At 72.2% G+C, this 17478-nt stretch carries 20 protein-coding genes; 5 read left to right on the top strand and 15 right to left on the bottom strand.

From position 1 onward, the window contains the following. The first annotated feature begins 163 nt into the window (after positions 1 to 163). Complete coding sequence (locus tag ACF073_RS31705) at positions 164 to 679, top strand: DUF664 domain-containing protein (protein ID WP_392074867.1); 516 nt, start codon at positions 164 to 166, stop codon at positions 677 to 679. Here ACF073_RS31705 and ACF073_RS31700 read toward each other — a convergent pair. The 5 genes from ACF073_RS31700 to ACF073_RS31680 all read right to left on the bottom strand — a co-directional run bounded on the left by ACF073_RS31700 (position 661) and on the right by ACF073_RS31680 (position 4579). Continuing rightward, positions 661 to 1740 carry an adenosine deaminase gene (locus ACF073_RS31700; protein WP_392074866.1) on the bottom strand — a complete coding sequence of 360 codons (1080 nt, stop codon included), beginning with the start codon at positions 1738 to 1740 and terminating at the stop codon, positions 661 to 663. The genes ACF073_RS31705 and ACF073_RS31700 overlap by 19 nt on opposite strands. A 98-nt stretch (positions 1741 to 1838) precedes the next feature. Then, positions 1839 to 2231, bottom strand: a complete 393-nt coding sequence (locus tag ACF073_RS31695; protein WP_392074865.1) for a VOC family protein — start codon at positions 2229 to 2231, stop codon at positions 1839 to 1841. 285 nt (positions 2232 to 2516) lie between these two features. Then, the gene (locus ACF073_RS31690) at positions 2517 to 3677 is read right to left on the bottom strand and encodes a serine hydrolase domain-containing protein (protein ID WP_392074864.1); all 1161 of its coding nucleotides are present in this window, start codon (positions 3675 to 3677) and stop codon (positions 2517 to 2519) included. Positions 3678 to 3870: 193 nt separating this feature from the next. Then, positions 3871 to 4347, bottom strand: a complete 477-nt coding sequence (locus tag ACF073_RS31685; RefSeq protein ID WP_392074863.1) for a Clp protease N-terminal domain-containing protein — start codon at positions 4345 to 4347, stop codon at positions 3871 to 3873. Then, on the bottom strand, positions 4334 to 4579 hold the full coding sequence (locus ACF073_RS31680) for a hypothetical protein (protein WP_064456845.1): 246 nt from the start codon (positions 4577 to 4579) through the stop codon (positions 4334 to 4336). The genes ACF073_RS31685 and ACF073_RS31680 overlap by 14 nt, the downstream gene beginning before the upstream one ends. Before the next feature lie 463 nt (positions 4580 to 5042). Between ACF073_RS31680 and ACF073_RS31675 the strand changes: the two genes are divergently transcribed. Together ACF073_RS31675 and ACF073_RS31670 are read left to right on the top strand one after the other, a co-directional pair. Then, positions 5043 to 5273, top strand: a complete 231-nt coding sequence (locus tag ACF073_RS31675; protein ID WP_392074862.1) for a hypothetical protein — start codon at positions 5043 to 5045, stop codon at positions 5271 to 5273. Positions 5274 to 5424: 151 nt separating this feature from the next. Continuing rightward, positions 5425 to 5883: a pyridoxamine 5'-phosphate oxidase family protein gene (locus ACF073_RS31670; protein ID WP_392074861.1), complete on the top strand. Its 459-nt coding sequence runs from the start codon at positions 5425 to 5427 to the stop codon at positions 5881 to 5883. A 51-nt stretch (positions 5884 to 5934) separates the two neighbouring features. On the opposite strand, the gene ACF073_RS31665 is transcribed toward ACF073_RS31670, so the two are convergent. The 3 genes from ACF073_RS31665 to ACF073_RS31655 all read right to left on the bottom strand — a co-directional run bounded on the left by ACF073_RS31665 (position 5935) and on the right by ACF073_RS31655 (position 9123). Continuing rightward, positions 5935 to 6840: an aldo/keto reductase gene (locus ACF073_RS31665; protein WP_392074860.1), complete on the bottom strand. Its 906-nt coding sequence runs from the start codon at positions 6838 to 6840 to the stop codon at positions 5935 to 5937. Positions 6841 to 6877: 37 nt separating this feature from the next. Next, on the bottom strand, positions 6878 to 7546 hold the full coding sequence (locus ACF073_RS31660; RefSeq protein ID WP_392074940.1) for a chitinase: 669 nt from the start codon (positions 7544 to 7546) through the stop codon (positions 6878 to 6880). A 254-nt stretch (positions 7547 to 7800) separates the two neighbouring features. After that, on the bottom strand, positions 7801 to 9123 hold the full coding sequence (locus ACF073_RS31655; protein WP_392074859.1) for an aldehyde dehydrogenase family protein: 1323 nt from the start codon (positions 9121 to 9123) through the stop codon (positions 7801 to 7803). A 334-nt stretch (positions 9124 to 9457) separates the two neighbouring features. Between ACF073_RS31655 and ACF073_RS31650 the strand changes: the two genes are divergently transcribed. Further along, positions 9458 to 10522, top strand: a complete 1065-nt coding sequence (locus ACF073_RS31650) for an acyl-CoA dehydrogenase family protein (RefSeq protein ID WP_392074858.1) — start codon at positions 9458 to 9460, stop codon at positions 10520 to 10522. A gap of 513 nt (positions 10523 to 11035) precedes the next feature. Here ACF073_RS31650 and ACF073_RS31645 read toward each other — a convergent pair. The 6 genes from ACF073_RS31645 to ACF073_RS31620 all read right to left on the bottom strand — a co-directional run bounded on the left by ACF073_RS31645 (position 11036) and on the right by ACF073_RS31620 (position 15910). Then, a complete protein-coding gene (locus ACF073_RS31645; RefSeq protein ID WP_392074857.1) occupies positions 11036 to 11572 on the bottom strand; it encodes an HXXEE domain-containing protein in 537 nt (178 codons plus the stop codon). 28 nt (positions 11573 to 11600) lie between these two features. Further along, entirely contained in the window at positions 11601 to 12743 is a 1143-nt protein-coding gene (locus ACF073_RS31640) for an LLM class flavin-dependent oxidoreductase (RefSeq protein ID WP_392074856.1), read from the bottom strand. Positions 12744 to 12756: 13 nt separating this feature from the next. Beyond that, the gene (locus ACF073_RS31635; RefSeq protein ID WP_392074855.1) at positions 12757 to 13941 is read right to left on the bottom strand and encodes an SfnB family sulfur acquisition oxidoreductase; all 1185 of its coding nucleotides are present in this window, start codon (positions 13939 to 13941) and stop codon (positions 12757 to 12759) included. A 5-nt stretch (positions 13942 to 13946) separates the two neighbouring features. Continuing rightward, entirely contained in the window at positions 13947 to 14501 is a 555-nt protein-coding gene (ssuE, locus tag ACF073_RS31630; RefSeq protein ID WP_392074854.1) for an NADPH-dependent FMN reductase, read from the bottom strand. 84 nt (positions 14502 to 14585) lie between these two features. Continuing rightward, complete coding sequence (gene sfnG, locus ACF073_RS31625) at positions 14586 to 15713, bottom strand: dimethylsulfone monooxygenase SfnG (RefSeq protein WP_392074853.1); 1128 nt, start codon at positions 15711 to 15713, stop codon at positions 14586 to 14588. Between the two features lie 119 nt (positions 15714 to 15832). Beyond that, positions 15833 to 15910, bottom strand: a complete 78-nt coding sequence (locus ACF073_RS31620) for a putative leader peptide (RefSeq protein ID WP_392074939.1) — start codon at positions 15908 to 15910, stop codon at positions 15833 to 15835. A gap of 143 nt (positions 15911 to 16053) precedes the next feature. Between ACF073_RS31620 and ACF073_RS31615 the strand changes: the two genes are divergently transcribed. Then, entirely contained in the window at positions 16054 to 16962 is a 909-nt protein-coding gene (locus ACF073_RS31615; protein ID WP_392074852.1) for a LysR family transcriptional regulator, read from the top strand. A 165-nt stretch (positions 16963 to 17127) separates the two neighbouring features. On the opposite strand, the gene ACF073_RS31610 is transcribed toward ACF073_RS31615, so the two are convergent. Further along, on the bottom strand, positions 17128 to 17340 hold the full coding sequence (locus tag ACF073_RS31610) for a hypothetical protein (protein ID WP_392074851.1): 213 nt from the start codon (positions 17338 to 17340) through the stop codon (positions 17128 to 17130). Between the last annotated feature and the right edge of the window lie 138 nt (positions 17341 to 17478).

Genomic DNA, 17478 nt, shown 5'->3' with positions numbered 1-17478 from the left:
AGCCTCGTCCGGCGGCCATCGAACGGAGCCGGACGCATCGGCAGGTCCGCCGCCGACGCCCCCTCGTCGTGGGCGTGGAGCGTGTGCGGGCGGTGCGCCGGGGGCTTCCACGGAAGCTGGATTCCGGACGCGTGAGCGGCCTCGTCTTGCGATGGTGGGGGGTATGCATGCAAAGGACATCCTCATCGACGGCTACAGCCGTATCCAGGAAGAAGTCCATGCCGCCCTCGACGGCCTCGGCCCGGACGCGCTGCACCACCGCCCGGCCCCCGACGCCAACTCCATCGCCTGGCTCGTCTGGCATCTCACCCGGGTACAGGACGACCACATCGCCGACGCCTTCGACCTCGACCAGGTGTGGCTCTCCCAGGGCTGGGAGAAGCGTTGCGGCCTCGATCTGCCCCGGCACGACACCGGCTACGGGCACACCCCCGCCAAGGTCGCGAAGGTGCGGGTCGAGTCGGCCGACGTGCTCGCCGGCTACTACGACGCCGTCCACGAGCAGACCCTCGGCGTCCTGCGCTCCCTGGCCGCCAAGGATCTGGAACGCGTCGTGGACGAGCGCTGGGACCCCCCGGTCACGCTGGGGGTCCGCCTGGTGAGCGTCCTGTCCGACGATCTTCAGCACGTCGGACAGGCCGCCTACCTCAGGGGGCTCGCTCAGAGCGCGGAGGCGTAGCCCGGCAGGACCACGTCGTCGATGAGGGCCTTGCGCTCGTCGAACGGGATGAACGCGCTCTTGACGGCGTTCACCGTGACCGTGCGCAGGTCCTCGACCGTCCAGCCCGCCTGCTCCACCAGCAGGGCCATCTCGCGGGTCATCGTCGTGCCCGACACCAGACGGTTGTCGGTGTTCAGGGTGACCCGGAAGCCCAGGTCCTTCAGGGCGGTGATGGGGTGCTCGGCGATCGAGGTGGCGCAGCCGGTCTGGAGGTTGGAGGTGGGGCACATCTCCAGGGCGATGCGGCGGTCGCGCACCCAGGACGCGAGCCGGCCGAGCTTGCCCGCCGCGAGGTCGGGGATGTCCTCGACGAGGCGCACACCGTGGCCGATGCGCTGGGCGCCGCACACCTGGAGGGCCTGGTGGATGCTGGGCAGGCCGTGGGCCTCGCCGGCGTGGATGGTGAACGGGACGCTCTCGGCGCGCAGGTGCTCGAAGGCGGCGAGGTGGTCGGCGGGCGGGAAGCCGTCCTCGGCGCCCGCGATGTCGAAGCCGACGACCCCGGCGTCACGGTAGGCGACGGCCAGGTCGGCGGCCTCGCGGACGCGGTCGAACATGCGCATGCCGCAGAGCAGGGTGCCGACGCGGACCGGGGTGCCGGCCGCCGCGGCCTTGGCCATGCCGGCGGCGAGGCCCTCCTGCACGGTCTCCACGACCTCGCGGAGCGACAGCCCGCCCTGCGTGTTCAGCTCGGGGGCGTAGCGCACCTCGGCGTAGACGACACCGTCGGCGGCGAGGTCGAGGACGTACTCCTCGGCGACGCGCAGCAGGCCCTCGCGGTTCTGCATGACGGCCAGGGTGTGCTCGAAGGTGGCGATGTAGCGGACCAGGTCGCCGGAGTTGGCGGCCTCGAAGTACCAGGCGGCCAGCTCGTCGGGGTCGGTGGTGGGCAGGGTGTGGCCGACCTGGGCCGCGAGCTCGACGACGGTGGCGGGGCGCAGGCCGCCGTCGAGGTGGTCGTGCAGGACAGCCTTGGGCAGGCGACGGATCACATCGAGGTCTACGCGCGTAGCAGTCATGGCGGGTCTTTCCTTGAGCGAGCGAGCGGTTCGAAGCGGCGGTACGGCTTCGCCGGGGAGAGGGGTACGACGGAAGGGGGCCGCCCGGGGGCGGAGACTCAGCCGGCGGGCTGGAGCAGGTCCCACCGGTTGCCGTAGAGGTCCTGGAAGACGGCGACCGAGCCGTACGGCTCGTGGCGCGGCTCCTCCAGGAAGGTCACGCCGGCCGCCGTCATCCGGGCGTGGTCGCGGGCGAAGTCGTCGGTGTGCAGGAAGAAGCCCACGCGTCCGCCGGTCTGGTCGCCGATCCGGGCCCGCTGGTCCTCGTCCTTCGCGCGGGCCAGGAGCAGTCCGGTGCCGGTGCCGTCGCCGCCCGGCTCCACGACCACCCAGCGCGATCCGTCGGGGCGCGGGGCGTCCTCGGCGAGACGGAATCCGAGGGCCTCGGTGTAGAAGCGGATGGCCTCGTCGTAGTCACGGACGACGAGGGTGACCAGGGCGACGTGACGCATGGCGACCTTCCGGTGGGTGTGGTTAGCGGGTGAGGTTATACGTAAAACGTCGCGGGCGCCAGTCCTGTTCTACGCGCGTCATCAGGCGCCTTTCCCGACGGGTCGGCGAGCGGTCCTGCGGGGTGCTCCGGTGGAGGCCGTTCCTCCGGCCCCGGGGATCAATCGAACCGTGGTCGGCGGCCCGCGCCCGCTGCGCGACCCGGGTACGCCGGAGCTGGATGAGGACGACGACGGCGGGCACGAGTGAATATCAGGAGCCGGGCAGGCCCGCCCCGTGACCCGTGTTCAGGTGTCGCTCCGGCGACAGAACTGCGCCTGAAGTAGATCGGTGAAGATACCGATGGGGTCGTCCCAACGGCCATTGCTCCAGTCGCCGTTGACGTTGGCGGTGACCATCTGTTCGCCATCGCGAGCGCCGTAGGCGTAGGACCACGACCCGAAGAGCGCACCCCCCATGCCCCAGACCGTTTCCCCGCAGGGCAGCCTCACTGAGGAAACGCCGAGGCCGTAGGTGGCGTTGGGAATCCAGTCGCGGGTGGGCACGGTGGTGAACATGTCGCATTGTTGGTCCGGTGGGAGTATCTGGCCCGCCAGCAGGGCGCCGAAGAACCGGTTGAGGTCCCCGGCGGTGGAGATCATGCCGCCGGCTGCCCAGAACATGGATGAATCGAGCTCGGTCGCGTCGTGGACCGGCACGCCGGGGTCCGTCTGGAACAGCTTCGTGTAGTGCCGGGAGTGTGGCCCGTGGATCGTCGGGTCGCTGCTGTGCGGCAGGTACGTACCAGACAGGCCGAACGGGCGGGAGATCCGCTCCGCGATCTCCTCGGCAAGCGCGCGGCCGGTGACCCGTTCGATGATCATGCCTGCGAGGACGTAGTTGGTGTTGGAATACGCCCAGCCCGAACCCGGTGTGGAGGTGGGCCGATGGGACAAGGCGATCCGCACCAGCAACTCGGGCGGGTGCGTCTCGTAACGGTTCAGTGCTTCCTGGTCATCGGTGTAGTTGAAGATCCCGCTGGTGTGGTTGAGCAGCATCCTGATGTTCGCCCTGGCACCTTCGTGGTGATGGCCATGGACCCCGCCGGGCAGCCACTGATCCGCGGTGTCATCCAGACTCAGCCTGCCTTCCGCCGCCAGCTGCAGCACAACGGTGGCCACGAACGTCTTGCTGATGCTGCCGATGCGGAACCGGTCCTGTTGTGAACGCTTGCGGCCGGTTCGGGTGTCAGCCACTCCTGCGGTCCCGAACCACTGCCGGTCGCCGTCGCGAACCTCAGCGAGAATGCCGGGAAGGCCGCCTTGAGTCACGGCTTGCTGAAGTAAGTGCTGGACCGCCTCGTGACCCTCGGCCCCTGAGGCCGGTGCGGACTCAAATACCGTGTCCTCTGCTCTAGCCGGTTCGGCGCCCGATCGGCCGCTGTCTGCATCCGCGATGTATTGGTGCATATGACCCTCCTTGTCGCGTACGTCCCGTGAATGACTGCTCTCCACGGCGTGATTCACTGGCCCACCAGCACTCAGCAGGGGCTTAGCGCCAGCGCATCGTGCGATGCATCGCGCACGCCCTACCGGACCCACTGGACATCACGGCCAACGACACGGCCGCAGGGTGAGTGGCTGTGTCAGCCGATCCCGGTGGTCACCGCTCCTGGCTGATGAGCGCCTGCCGTATGCGGTCCACCAGCGCGACCTGATCGATACCGGCCAAGGCGAGAGCACGTGGCACGGTGCCGATTTGGGCCTGCAGGATCCCGAGCAGCAGATGCGCTGACCGCAGGTCCTTCTTGCGGGCGGAGGCGAAGCTCCGCTCCAGTGCGAGTCTGGCGGACGCACCCATCTTGGGGTGCTGGGAAGCGCGACTCGGCCCGGGAAGGCCATAGGTGGCGGGAGACACTCCGACCATGCTCAGGCTGTGCTCGAATTCTCGATCCAGCGCCTCGCGGACAGCAGCACGATCGAGCCCGACCGAGGCCAGGACCTGCTGGGCGGTAGACCCCTGATCGGCAGCGAGCGACAGCAGAAGATGGTGCGCGTCGATCGTCGCCGACCCATCGTCCTGGGCTTCGCCCGTCGCCCGCACGATGACCGCATGCAGGTACTTGTCAAACGCGCTCATCGCCGCGCCTCCTCAGCTTGACTCCGGCGGCGATGAGCCGCTTGGCGTGCTTCTTGTGGACGGCTTGGCGGGTGACGCCGAGCGCCTCGGAGACCTGCGGCCAGCTCCAGCCCGCCCGCATGGCCTGCTCCACAGCGGCGTCCTCCAGTTGATCGGCAAGGCGCCGCAACGCCACGACAGCCGCCAGGGCGTCAGCGGGCTCAGGAGGAAGGGAATTTTCACCGACGGACATGCAAGCAACTGTAGTTGACTAACGGAGATAGTCAACCCGAGTTGCTAGCGGGCGGAGGCGAAGTACTGCGATCCCGTCGGAGGCTCGTGACCACGGGTCGCCCTGTCGGCAAACGAACGAATGACGACAGGCGCGGCGAGCGTCCAATGAACCCGTCGTTTCGGGGCCTCGCGACGGCGCGGATCCAATCGGATCGAATTGGAACCAATGGCGGCTGATGACAGGGTTTGATGACAGCTAGGGTCTGATGGGTCCACAGGGACGGCGAACCTTAGGGCCAACCTGGTCTACAAGCGGTGTCGACCGGCCAGCAGTCGACCGACTGCCGGAACCTCGTCCTCGCCAAGGCCGGGATCAACGACCCGGTGGCGTTCGAGGAAGCGTCGGCACCTCGAGCCGCCTCCACCCGCTCCAGAGACCGAAGTTCGGCGAGCTGCTGGCGTACGCACGACCGGGCGACGCCGTGCACGTCTCCGAGATGTTCCACCTAGTACGCGGCACCCAGCGAATCCTCGACGTGCTCGACGCCCTCCACCGTCACCGCCTCGCCCTGCGCATCCCCGACGGCGCGTTCTCCGCGAGGGACCTCACGGCTCGCCATCCGCGTACCGGAGAGCTTCTGTCCACCGTGAAGTTCATGGTGGAGACCCTCGCGGCCGCCGGCGAACTCCAGCGCGACCTACAGCGGAGGTGACCTACGACGGGTTGCGGGCCGCCGAGGCCGAGAGCAATAGGGGAACGGTTCGATTGATCCCCCGTGCCGTACCAGGACCGCCGTACCAGGACCGCGGGCCTAGGCCGCGGGGCGGAGGTGCGGCGCGGCCGGGCCCGGTAGCGTCGCCGGAATGAAGATCACTGAACCGGCCCGCAGCCCGGCGGTGCGCAAGCGAGACGTCCTGGCCCGTCTGGAGCGGGAGATGGACATCTGGGTGGCGACGGCGGACGCGCAGGGCCTGCCGTGTCTCGTGCCGCTGTGGTTCGTCTGGGACGGATCGGCGGTCTGGCTGTGCACCCGCGGCACCAACCCCACGGGCCGGAACCTGCGGGACGGCGGCCGGACCCGGCTCGCCCTCGGCCACACCCGGGACGTCGTCCTGCTCGACGGGGAGGTGCGGGGCTTCGGCGCCGAGGACGTGCCGGCGGCGGCGGCCGACGCGTTCGCGGCAAAGACCGGCTGGGATCCGCGGACGGACAGCCCGGCCTACCGTTACTTCCGGGTGCGGTTGGACGCGGTGCAGGCATGGCACGAGGTGCACGAGCTGCGCGGCCGGCATCTGATGCGGGACGGTGCGTGGGTCGTGTGACGCCGGGCGGGTCCGCCCGCCGGGGCGCCGGTTCGCCTGCCGGGGCGCGGGTCAGTCCGCCTGCGGGCGGCTCGCGTTCAGCCGTGCCAGCTCCTCGCCGGTGAGCCGCAGCGCGCCGGCGGCCACGTTCTCGGCCAGGTGGCCGGGGTCGCCGGTGCCGGGGATCGCGAGGACGTGCGGTCCCTGGTGCAGCGTCCAGGCGATGCGGATCTGCGCGGGACTCACGCCGTGGGCCCGGGCGACGGAGAGCACCGCCTCGTCGTGGGCGCTCGTCGCACCCTTCTCTCCGGTCGGGCCGGCCACCGCGTAATAGGGGACGAAGGCGATGCCGCGCTCGCCGCACAGCCGCAGGACCTCGTCGGCGGCCGGGTCGGAGCGGTCCAGCGCGTAGCGGTTCTGCACGCTCACCACCGGTGCGATCGCCAGCGCCTCGGCGAGGTGCCGGGGTTCGACGGCGGAGATTCCCAGGTGCCGGACGAGCCCGGCCTCGCGCAACTCGGCGAGGGCGCCGAAGTGCTCGGCGATGGAGTCCTGGCGCATCCGGCGGAGATAGACGACGTCGAGGTGGTCCCGGCCGAGTTGGCGCAGATTCTCCTCGACGTGTCCGCGCAGCTGGTCGGGGCGGGCGGAGGTGCCCCACTCGCCGGAGAGATCGCGGTAGGGCCCGACCTTGGTGGCGACGACCAGGCCGTCGGGGTACGGCGCGAGCGCGGTGTTGATGAGTTCGTTGGCCGAGCGCAGCGACGAGAAGTAGAAGGCCGCCGTATCGATGTGGTTCACACCCAGCTCGACGGCCCGGCGCAGGACGGTGAGCGAGCGCGCCCGGTCGCTCGGGGTGCCGTGGTGGAAGGCGGCGCTGCCCGTCAGCCGCATCGCGCCGAAGCCGATGCGGTGGACGGGCAGGTCGCCGAGTCTCCAGGTGCCGGAGGCGTCCGCGGTGATCGTTTCAGCAGTCATCGGCGGAGTCTCGCACACGGCGCCGGGACGGCCCGCCTCAGCAGTACAGGTTGTTACCGGGGCTGACGCCGAGGATCTGGGCGAACCTCTGGTAGGCGCTGACGCGGCTCTGCACCTGGGCGGGGTTCTTGCCGTCGCACTCCAGGGAGCCGTTGATGCTGCGGATGGTCTGGCCGAAGCCGGCCCCGTTGACCATGGCGTTGTGCGGGGTCATGGTGCCCGGCCCCGACTGGGTGTTCCAGTACCACAGGCCGGTCTTCCAGGCCACGGACGCGTTGTTCTGGACCAGGTTCGGGTTGTGGAGCAGGTCGATGCCGAGCGCGTCGCCGGCCGCCTTGTAGTTGAAGTTCCAGGAGAGCTGGATCGGGCCGCGCCCGTAGTACGCGGCCTGGCCCGCCGGGCAGCCGTACGGCTGCCCCCAGTCGCAGTAGTGCGGGTAGTTGGCGGTGTTCTGCTCCACGACGTACACGAGGCCGCCGGTCTCGTGGTTGACGTTGGCGAGGAAGGCCGCGGCCTCCTGCTTCTTCACGGTGTCGCTGCCGCTGTTCGCGAAGGCCGGGTAGGCACTCAGGGCGGCGGTCAGGCCGTTGTACGTGTAGAAGGAATTCCGACTCGGGAACATCTGCTTGAACTGCGCCTCGCTCACCACGAAGCCGGCGGCGGAGGCGGTGGGGGCCGACTGGAGCACCAGGGCGGAGCCGCCTATGGCGAGCGAGGTCAGAACCGCGGCGATGCGATGCCTCAACACGGATCAACTCCTTTGCGGAGCACGGCCGCACCCGCCTAAGTGGGAGGACGCGGCCGTGGTGGGGGGTTGGGCACACTCAACCGTCTTGGTCTGTACCAGTCAAGGGTTTAGACCAGTCATTCCCGCACCGGTTGCGCCGGCGAACTCCGCGCGGGCGCACAGACGTCGGGCCCGGCCGCCGGAGCGGCCGGGCCCGTGGGGGCGGCGGAGGATCAGCCCAGCGGCTTCGCCAGGACCGCCTTGCGGTGGCTGAACGTCTCGATGGAGTAGCGGCCGTGGTAGTTGCCCATGCCGCTCTCCCCCACCCCGCCGAACGGCAGGTCGGAGACGGTCAGATGGGCGAGCGGCAGGCCGTAGCCGAGGCCGCCCGAGGAGGTCTCGGCCGCGATGCGCGCCCGGTTCTCGTCCGACTCGCTGAAGACGTAGAGGGCGAGCGGCTTGTCACGGTCGTTGATGAAGCCGATGGCCTCGTCCAGTCCGGCCACGGTGACGATCGGGAGGATCGGGCCGAAGATCTCCTCCCGCATGACGGGCGAGTCCGGGGCGACGTCCGCGAGGACGGTGGGCGCGAGGTACTTCGCCGCCCGGTCACCGGCCCCGCCGACGGCGACACGGCCCGAGCCGAGCAGGCCGGACAGCCGGTCGAAGTGCCGCTCGTTGATGATCCGGCCGTACTCCGGCGAGCGCGCCGGGTCGGCGCCGAACAGGCCCTCGACCGCGCGGACCAGCGCGGTTTCCAGGGCCGCCGCGGTCTCCGGGTCGGTCAGGACGTAGTCGGGTGCGACACAGGTCTGTCCGGCGTTGAGGAACTTGCCCCGGGCGAGCCGGTCGGCGACCGCGTCCAGGTCGGTGCCGCGGTCCACGAACACCGGGGACTTGCCGCCCAGTTCGAGGGTGACCGGGGTGAGGTGCTCGGCCGCCGCCCGCATGACGATACGGCCGACGGTGCCGTTGCCGGTGTAGAAGATGTGGTCGAAGCGCTCGGCCAGCAGGGCCGTGGTCTCCGGGATGCCGCCCTCGACGACGGCGACGGCGTCCGTGTCCAGATAGGCCGGGATCAGCTCGGCCAGTGCCGCCGAGGTGGCCGGGGCCAGCTCGCTCGGCTTGGCGACGACCGCGTTGCCGGAGGCCAGCGCGCCGACCACCGGGGCGAGCAGGAGCTGGGCCGGGTAGTTCCAGGGCGCGATGACGAGGACGACGCCCAGCGGGTCGTACTGCGTCCAGGCGGTGGCGTCGGCGCCGAGGTGCGGCGGGACGGGCGCGGGCTCGGGGCGCAGCCAGTCCGCCAGGTGCTCCAGGGTGTGGTCGATCTCGCGGACGGTGAAGTCGATCTCGGTGCGATAGGCCTCGGTGGCGCTCTTGCCGAGGTCGGCGTGGAGCGCGGCGGCGAGGTCGGCACCCCGCTCCGTGAGCATCGCGCGCAGCCGCCGCAGCTGGTCGGTGCGCCACTCGACGGGCTTGGTACGGCCGCTGTCGAAGGTGGCGCGCAGCCGGGCCACGACGTCGGAGGGCTGCTCGGGCAGGGACTGGTTCACGGGTGCCTCGCTGGGGTGCCCGGGCCGGTCCGGCCCGGGCCTAGGGTCCGATGGGTCAGATGTAAATGCCAACCTTTCATGTCCTCAAGTTCATTCCGGAACCCCTTCAGGGTGACGAGGGTCACGTACCGGTGCGGGTCACCCTGCCGGCCGTACCGGACGGGGCCCCCGCGGGCCGACGGCGCCGGTGCGGCGCCCGGCGAGGGGCGCCGACGCGGGGATCGCCGCGGATCGGCGCGGATCGGCGCGGATCGGCGCGGATCGGCGCGGATCGGCCGGAGGACGCACCGGACGACGGCCCCCGCCGGGACGAATCTCCGGAAGAATCTTCCGCATGGCCCTCACCCCGCATCCGCTCGTCGTCCGCGCCCGCCGGCTCGCCGCGGACCTGCTCGCCCCCGAGGCCGAGCGGGTCGACCAGGAAGGGGTGCCGGCGAGCCATATCGAGGCGGTCAAGCGGTCGGGACTGCTCGGGGTGGGAGCGCCGGCGGACCAGGGCGGCGCCGGGGCGCCGCCCGCCGTGCTGCGGGAGACGGCGGAGATCCTGTCCGGGGCGTGCTGTGCGACGTGGTTCGTGCAGACCCAGCACCACACTCCCGTACAGACCCTGACGCGCAGCGACCTGCCGGTCCGGGACCGGCTGCTGGGCCCGCTGTCCCGTGGGGAGCTGCTGTCCGGTGTGGCGTACGCGCACCTGCGGTCGTACCCGCGGCGCCGCCCGGTGCGGGTCCACCGGGACGGTGACGGCTGGCGGTTCGACGGGACCGTCCCCTGGTACACCGGGTGGGGCCTGAACGATGTGCTGCTGCTGGCCGGGGTGACCGACTCCGGTGAGGTGCTGTTCGCCTTCGCCGAGGCCCGCGAGCAGCCGGGGCTGCGGGCGTCGGCACCGCTGCGCCTCGCCGCCCTCGGTGCCGCGCGCACCGTGTCGCTCGAACTGGACGGCCTGTGGCTGCCCCGGGAGGCGGTGGCCCTGCACACCCCGTACGAGCGGTGGGCCGCCGGTGACCGGATCAAGACGCTGCACACCAGTCCCGCGGTCTTCGGTGTGGCGGAGTCCGCCCTGGCCCTGCTGGACGACGAGTCGGCGGCCCCGCTCCGCGCCCGCCTCGCCGGGATCCGCCGCACCGCCTACGCCCTGGCCGATCTGCCGGCCCCGGAGGAGCGGGCCGGCGAACTGCTGACGGTGCGCGCCGAGGCGCACGAGCTGCTGCGCACGGCCACCACAGCGGCGGTGGTGACCGGCGGCGGACGCGCGCTGGCCTTGACGAGCCCCGCCCAACGCCTGGCCCGGGAGGGGCTGTTCCTGCTGGTCCAGGGCCAGACGGCCGAGTCGCGCGAGGCCCATCTGCGCGTGCTGGGCGCGCTGCCGGCCAGTACGGCGGGGCAGCGCCGCTAGCGGTCGGCCAGGGCTCGGCCGCCGGCGGGGGCTTGCGCCGGCCGGGGGCCGCCGACGCGGGTGGCCGGCCGACGGGGGGTGCCCGGCCGACCCGGGCGGCCGACGGGGGTGCCCGGCCGACACCGGCGGCCGACACCGGCGGCGGCTCAGGGCGCCGCGCCTGGGGCAGGCTTGCGCCCCGGCACCGGCTGAAGCCCGGGATCAAGCGCCGACGGGAGCCAGGGACCCGGCACCGCCGAAAGCGCGAATCCCGGTCCGGTGGAAGCACGAATCTTGGCACCGCCGAAAGCGCCAATCCCGGTCCGCCGAAAGCGCTCCCGGTCCGGCGGAAGCACGAATCGCGGTACCGGCGAAGGCCGGACCCCCGGCGGCTCGCCCGGCCATGGCGCGGCAGGCGCCGGCCGGGGCCCCGCGCGTGCGCGTCCGCCCCGGCCGGGGCCATGGCGGCCGACCGGCCCCCCAGACACCGGTAGAGGCCCAGGTCCCCGCGCCTGAGGAACCCCGGCGCCCCGCTCAGTGGTGGCGCAGCAGGCGCCGGGCCACGGTGTGGGTGCCCGCCGTGGCGGCTGCCGCGAAGGCCAGGCCCTGCCAGATGTCCTGGGGGCGGGCGGGACGCAGCAGCCCGGCGCGGCGCAGCCGGCCGCGGGCCCACAGGGTGAAGGGCAGTACGACCAGCGGTGTGGTCACGGAGCCGGGAGTGTAGCCGCGGACGGCCGCCGCCTGCGCCAGGTGGACGAGGCCGTGCGCGCCGAAGCCGTTCAGCGCCGTCTGGTAGACGGCGCTGCGCCCGCCCGTGCGCCGCCCGTCGGCCGCCGCCAGCGCGACGACGACCGCCATCGCCGCGACCGCGGTGCCGAACTCACGCCGGTCCACGGCCGCCAGGCCGCGCCACACCCGCTCGGGCACGCCGGGGAACCGCTCGCGCAGCTCCGGCATCCGCGCCCGCAGCCAGCGCGGCACCATGACCACTTCCTCCGCGTCGTGCACCGCCCACGCGGCGAGCAGGCCCCATGTCACGGCTCCGGTGGCGCGGTTCGACTCGCTTCTCATGAACACACAGTCTGGCAGGGCCGGTTGGTCAGCTCGCGAAGGGGACCTGGGCGCCGGCGGAGGTCCCCGTCCCGTCGGGGTGCGTCCACAGGCCCTGCGCGGCGAGCCGGGGCAGGACCCCCTCGCCGAACCAGTAGGCCTCCTCCAGGTGCGGGTAGCCGGAGAGCACGAACTCGTCGATGCCGAGGGCGTGGTACTCCTTGATGCGCTCGGCGACCTCCTCGTGGCTGCCGACCAGGGCCGTCCCGGCGCCGCCGCGCACCAGGCCGATCCCGGCCCACAGGTTGGGGTGGATCTCCAGGCCGTCCCTGCCGCCGCCGTGCAGCGCGAGCATGCGCCGCTGCCCCTCCGACTCGCTGCGGGCGAGGCCCTCCTGTACGGTCCGCACGGTCTCCGGGTCGAAGCCGGCGAGCAGCCGGTCCGCCTCCGCCCAGGCCTGCGCCGAGGTGTCCCGGCTGATGACGTGCAGCCGGATCCCGAAGCGCGGGGTACGGCCGTGCTCCGCGGCGAGCTTGCGCACCCAGGCGATCTTCTCGGCGACCTGCGCGGGCGGTTCGCCCCAGGTGAGGTACACATCGGCGTGCCGGGCGGCGACCTCCCCCGCGGCGGGCGACGAGCCGCCGAAGTACACCTCGGGCACCGGATCGGGCAGCCGGCCGAGCCGCGCCTGCTCGACGCGCAGGTGCTCCCCGTGCAGGTCGACGCTGCCGCCCTGCCACAACTCCCGGACGATGTGCAGGAATTCGCCGGTCCGGCGGTAGCGGGCGTCCTTGTCGAGGAAGTCGCCGTAGGCGCGCTGCTCGTGGTTCTCGCCGCCGGTGACGACGTTGAGCAGCAGCCGGCCGCCGGACTGCCGCTGGAAGGTGGACGCCATCTGGGCGGCGAGCGTCGGGGAGACGAAGCCGGGCCGGAAGGCGACCAGGAACTTCAGCCGTTCGGTGTGCTGGCTGACCATGGCGGTGGTGAGCCACGCGTCCTCGCACCAGGCACCGGTCGGGGTGAGCGCGGCGACGAAGCCCAGGTCCTCGGCGGCCCGGGCGATCTGGCTCAGGTAGGCGACGGTCGGCGGCCGGTCGCGGCCGGAGGCGGTCGCCGGGGTGCCGTGGCCGCCGCCGACCACATGGCGGCTGTCGCCATTGGTGGGGAGGAACCAGTGGAAGGTGAGGGACACGCGGGGTCTCCGTTCAGAGCAGCCCGTGCCGGGGCGGCCGGGTTCCGTTGAGCACGTACCGGCCGATGTGCTGGATCTTCCACCGGACGGGATCGTGCAGGGTGTGGGTGCGGGCGTCCCGCCAGTGGCGGTGCAGGTTCAGCGAGTCGAGGGCGGCACGGGTGCCGGACACCTCGAACAGGGCGCTCGCCACCTCCACCGCGGCCTCAGCCGCCCGTACCTTGGCGGCGGCGACCGCGACGGACGCCTCGGCGGCCGTGTCGTCGGTGAGCCGGCCGCCTGCCGCCCCGACCGCGCGGGCGGCCTCGCGCAGCAGCGCCTCCGCCGTTCTGACGTGGAGGGCGAGTTCACCGAAGCGCTGGACGAGCAGCGGGTCCCCGGCGGCGGTCTCGGCCCCGCTCTCGAACCAGGGGCGGCTCCTGGTGCGGACGAACTCCACGGCCTCCGCCAGCGCTCCCCCGGCGATGCCGGTGTCGATGGCTGCGTGCAGCAACTGGGCGGTGGCGCCGTGCAGTTGAGGACCCTCGAAGGTGAGGTGGTGGGGCAGGACCCGGTCGGCGGGCACGGGGACGGCGGCCAGGCGGACCGTGCCGCTGGCGGTCGTCCGCTGGCCCATGCCGTCCCAGTCGTCGGTCACGGTGAGGCCGGGGGCGTCCCGGGGCACGTAGGCGACGTACAGCTTGTCGTCCTCGGCGCGGGCCAGCACGGGGATCCAGTCGGCGAACAGGGCGCCGGTGCAGTAGTGCTTGACGCCGTCCAGGACGTACGACCCGTCGGGCGCGGACGCCAGGCGGGTGCGGATGTCCTGGACGTGCCGGGTGCCGGCCTCGGACTGGGCGTTGCCGAAGCGGCGGCCGGCGAGCACCTCCGCGAAGAAGTGCTTGCGCTGCTGCTCGGTGCCCTGCCGGCGGATGACGTTGACGTAGACGAAGTGGCTCTGCGGGATCTGGGCGAGGCTGCCGTCGGCGGCGCCGAGCAGCCGGAAGATCTCCGCGAGGGTATCGGCGCCGACATCGGCGCCGCCGTGTTCGGCGGGCACGGTGACGGCGAGCAGCCCGGAGGCGGACAGCCGGTCCAGCTCGGCTCGCGGCAGCCGCCGTGCGGCGTCCCGCTCGGCGGCCCCGGCGCGGAACTCGCCGGCCAGGGCCGCGGCGACGGCGAGCGCCTCGGTGTCGTCGGCGATGACGTGTGCGGCCATGCCGGTCAGCTCGCCGCCGCCAGCAGCGGGGTGCGGTCGAGGGCGGCGGCGAACTGGTCCACCACGTGTCCGAGGGCCTCGGCGGTGGCGGGCGCGACGGTGACCGAGCCGTCCTCGCGGACGGTGATGTCCTTGTCGAGGGTGAACCAGCCCTGGACTATGTGCGCGGCACCCATGGAGTTCAGCACCGGCCGCAAGGCGTAGTCGATGGCGAGCACATGGGCGGTCGAGCCGCCGGTGGCCAGCGGCAGCACGGTCTTGCCGGTGAGCGCGTACTGCGGGAGCAGATCGAGGAGTGCCTTGAGGACGCCGGAGTACGACGCCTTGTAGACGGGTGTGCCGACGACGACGCCGTCGGCGCGGGCGAACAGTTCCGTGGCCTCGACGATGGCGGGGTGCCGGAAGTCCGCGCCGAGCAGGGCCTCGGCCGGGACGGTGCGGACGTCGAGCGGGATCACCTCGTGGCCCTGGGCGATGAGCCGCTGGTCCAGGTGGCGCAGCAGCCGGCCGGTGCGCGAGGAGGCGGAGGGGCTGCCGGAGACGGACAGGACGGTGGCCATGCGTGCCTCGTTTCTGGGGTGCGCCGGGTGCCCGCGCGCGGGGGCGGGGCCCGGAGAAAGGTGCGGTCGGGGATGCCGGGGCGGTCAGGCGTGCGCGGGGACGGACTCGGGCGCGCTGTCCGTGCCGGGCAGCCGGGCCTCCAGTTCGCGGACGAGCGGCAGCACGCGCTTGCCGAAGTACTCGACCTCTTCGTGGTAGTGCAGGAAGCCGAGGAGGAAGAGGTCGACGCCGAGCTTCTTGTAGGCGACGACGCGCTCGGCGATCTGCTCGGGGGTGCCGATGAGGCCGGAGCGGAAGCCGTCGTTGTACTGGACCAGGTCCGCGAAGGTGGAGTCCTGCCACATTCCCTTGCCGTCGGCGGTGGACCGCCCGGCCTGCCGGACGGCCGCGCCGAAGCCCTCGACCGCCTCGGTGTCGGCCTTGGCGACGATCTCGCGCAGCGTCTCGCGGGCCTCGGCCTCGGTGTCTCGGGCGATGAGGAAGCCGTTGAGCCCGAACCTGGGTGCCCGGCGCCCGGCCTCGGCGGCGGACCGGCGGACGTCCGCGAGCTGCTCGGCCACGCCGTCGAAGTCCTTGCCGTTGGAGAAGTACCAGTCGGAGACGCGGCCGGCCATCCGCCGGGCGGCGGTGGAGTTGCCGCCCTGGAAGATCTCGGGGTGCGGTCGCCCGGGGGTGCCGAGGGGCTTGGGCTTGAGGGTGAAGTCGCGCAGCCGGTAGAAGTCGCCGGCGAACTCGGCGTGGTCCTCGGTCCAGATCTTGCGCAGGGCGGTGATGAACTCCTCCGCGCGGCGGTAGCGCTCGTCGTGCTCCAGCCAGGCTTCGCCGAGGGCGGTGAACTCGTCCTTGAACCAGCCCGAGACGACGTTCACGGCGAAGCGCCCGTCGGACAGGTGGTCGGCGGTGGCGCCGAGTTTGGCGAGGACGCCGGGGTGCCACAGGCCGGGGTGGACGGCGGCGATGACCTTGAGGCGCTCGGTGGCGAGCAGCAGCGCGAGGCTGAAGCTGGTGGACTCGTGCTGGTACTCGGCGCCGTAGCCGGCCATGTAGCGGACCTGGGTGAGGGCGTACTCGAAGCCGTTGCGCTCGGCGAGGACGGCGAGCCGGCGGTTGTACTCGTAGCCCCAGTCGGTGCGCTGCTCGATCGTGCTGGTGACGAGTCCCCCGCTGACGTTGGGAACCCAGTAGGCGAATTTCAGGGGTGCTGCGGACATGCGGAACTCCTGCTGCGGAATTACTCGACGGTGTTTTCGGGCACGCCGAATTCCGGCAGGGAAAGGGCAGGGAATTCAGCCGTGCCGGAGGCCCGGAGGGGAGGAGAAAGGGCGGCGGGTCAGGCCGCGCGGCAACAGGAGGCGCTGGAGACGCGCGCGAGGTCGACATGGCGTCGCCGCGTGAGGTCCAGTCGCATCGTCATGTCGTCGATCGTGGCAGCAGCCGGTGACGGCCGTCAAGGAAAACCCGACCGGTCTCGTATCGCGGACCATTGAATTTCACGAGGGTGTGACAGGAAAACCCTTGAACCCATGGCGTCCGGCCGCGCATTCTGCGGCGATGCGGACCGAACAGCTGGAATACATGGCGGCCGTGACCCGGTTCGGCTCGCTGCGCCGGGCGGCCGACGAACTGCACCTGTCGCAGCCGGCGTTGAGCGAGACCGTGCGCAATCTGGAGCGCGAGCTGGGCGTCGACCTGCTGGAGCGCAAACGCTCGGGGGCGACGATGAGCACGGCGGGCCGGGAGCTGCTGCCGCACATCGTGAGTGTGCTGGAGGCGGTGGACCGGCTGCGTGCGGCGGCCGGCGAGCAGCATCGCATCAGCCGGATGGTGCGGGTCGGCACGGTCAACGCGGCGACGGTGCCGCTACTGATCCCGGTGCTGCGGGAGTTCCGCGCGGCGCATCCAGTGACCCAGGTGGAGGTGGTGGGCGCCCAGCAGACCGACATCCAGCGGGGTCTCGCGGAGGGCGGTTTCGACCTCGGCCTCGTCAACCACCTCGACGGCGATGACGTGCCGGCGGACATGGAGGGCACCGAACTGCTGTGCGGGCGGCCGGTGGTGTGCCTGCGCCCGGACAGCCCGCTCGCCGCGCTGAGCGTCGTCGGCGCCGACGACCTGCTCGGCGTGCCGCTGATCGGGATGCGCGCCGGGTATGTGATGCACCGCTATGTGCACCGGCTGCTGGCCGGCCGTACGCCGGTGTTCTCGTACTCCACCGACGGCGCGGAGATGGGCAAGCTGATGGTCGCGGAGGGGCTGGGGGCGACCGTGCTGCCGGACTTCAGTGTGGCCGGGGACCCGCTGGAGCGGGCCGGCACGCTCACCTGCCGGCCGCTCTCCGACACCGCCACCCGGGTGCTGCTGGTGCTCCAGCGCCGGCGCGCTGACCCGGTCCCGCAGGCGGCCCAGGATCTGCACAGCGCGTTCGTCCGGCGGGCGCGGGAGCTGGTGGCGGACGGGTGAGGCGGGGGCGGACGGGTGAGGCAGGGGGCGGCGCGCTGACCCGGTCCCGCAGGCGGCCCAGGATCTGCACGGCGCGTTCGTCCGGCGGGCGCGGGAGCTGGTGGCGGACGGGTGAGGCGGGGGCGGACGGGTGAGGCAGGGGGCGGCGCGAAGTGGCGGCGGCCCTCAGGCGCGGCCGTCCTCCCCCTTGCCCTCCTCCCGGTCTTGCTCCCCGCCCTCGATCCGGCCTTCGACCACGACGAGGAACGCGTCCGACGTCAGGTCCATCACCACGGTCGCCGGTTCGCCCTCGGCGCGGCGGGCCGCGGCGTACTCCTCCGCCGGCCACGAGCCGCGCGGTGCTCCCGCGGGGAAACGCTCCAACACCTTCACACCCATGACGGCGGCCACCTCCTGCGGCGCTGACCCGGCCGGACGTACCTGTCGTACCGGTCCGGCTGCCCCCGATCCACGACGGCATGTCAGCGCGGTCCGCCGCACCGCCGTTCCGGTGAACGGACGCGTCCCCTGACCCGC

It is taken from the genome of Streptomyces sp. NPDC015171 (assembly GCF_043079545.1).
In the GTDB taxonomy this organism is placed as follows: domain Bacteria; phylum Actinomycetota; class Actinomycetes; order Streptomycetales; family Streptomycetaceae; genus Streptomyces.
This window is presented reverse-complemented; position numbering and strand designations above follow the sequence as displayed.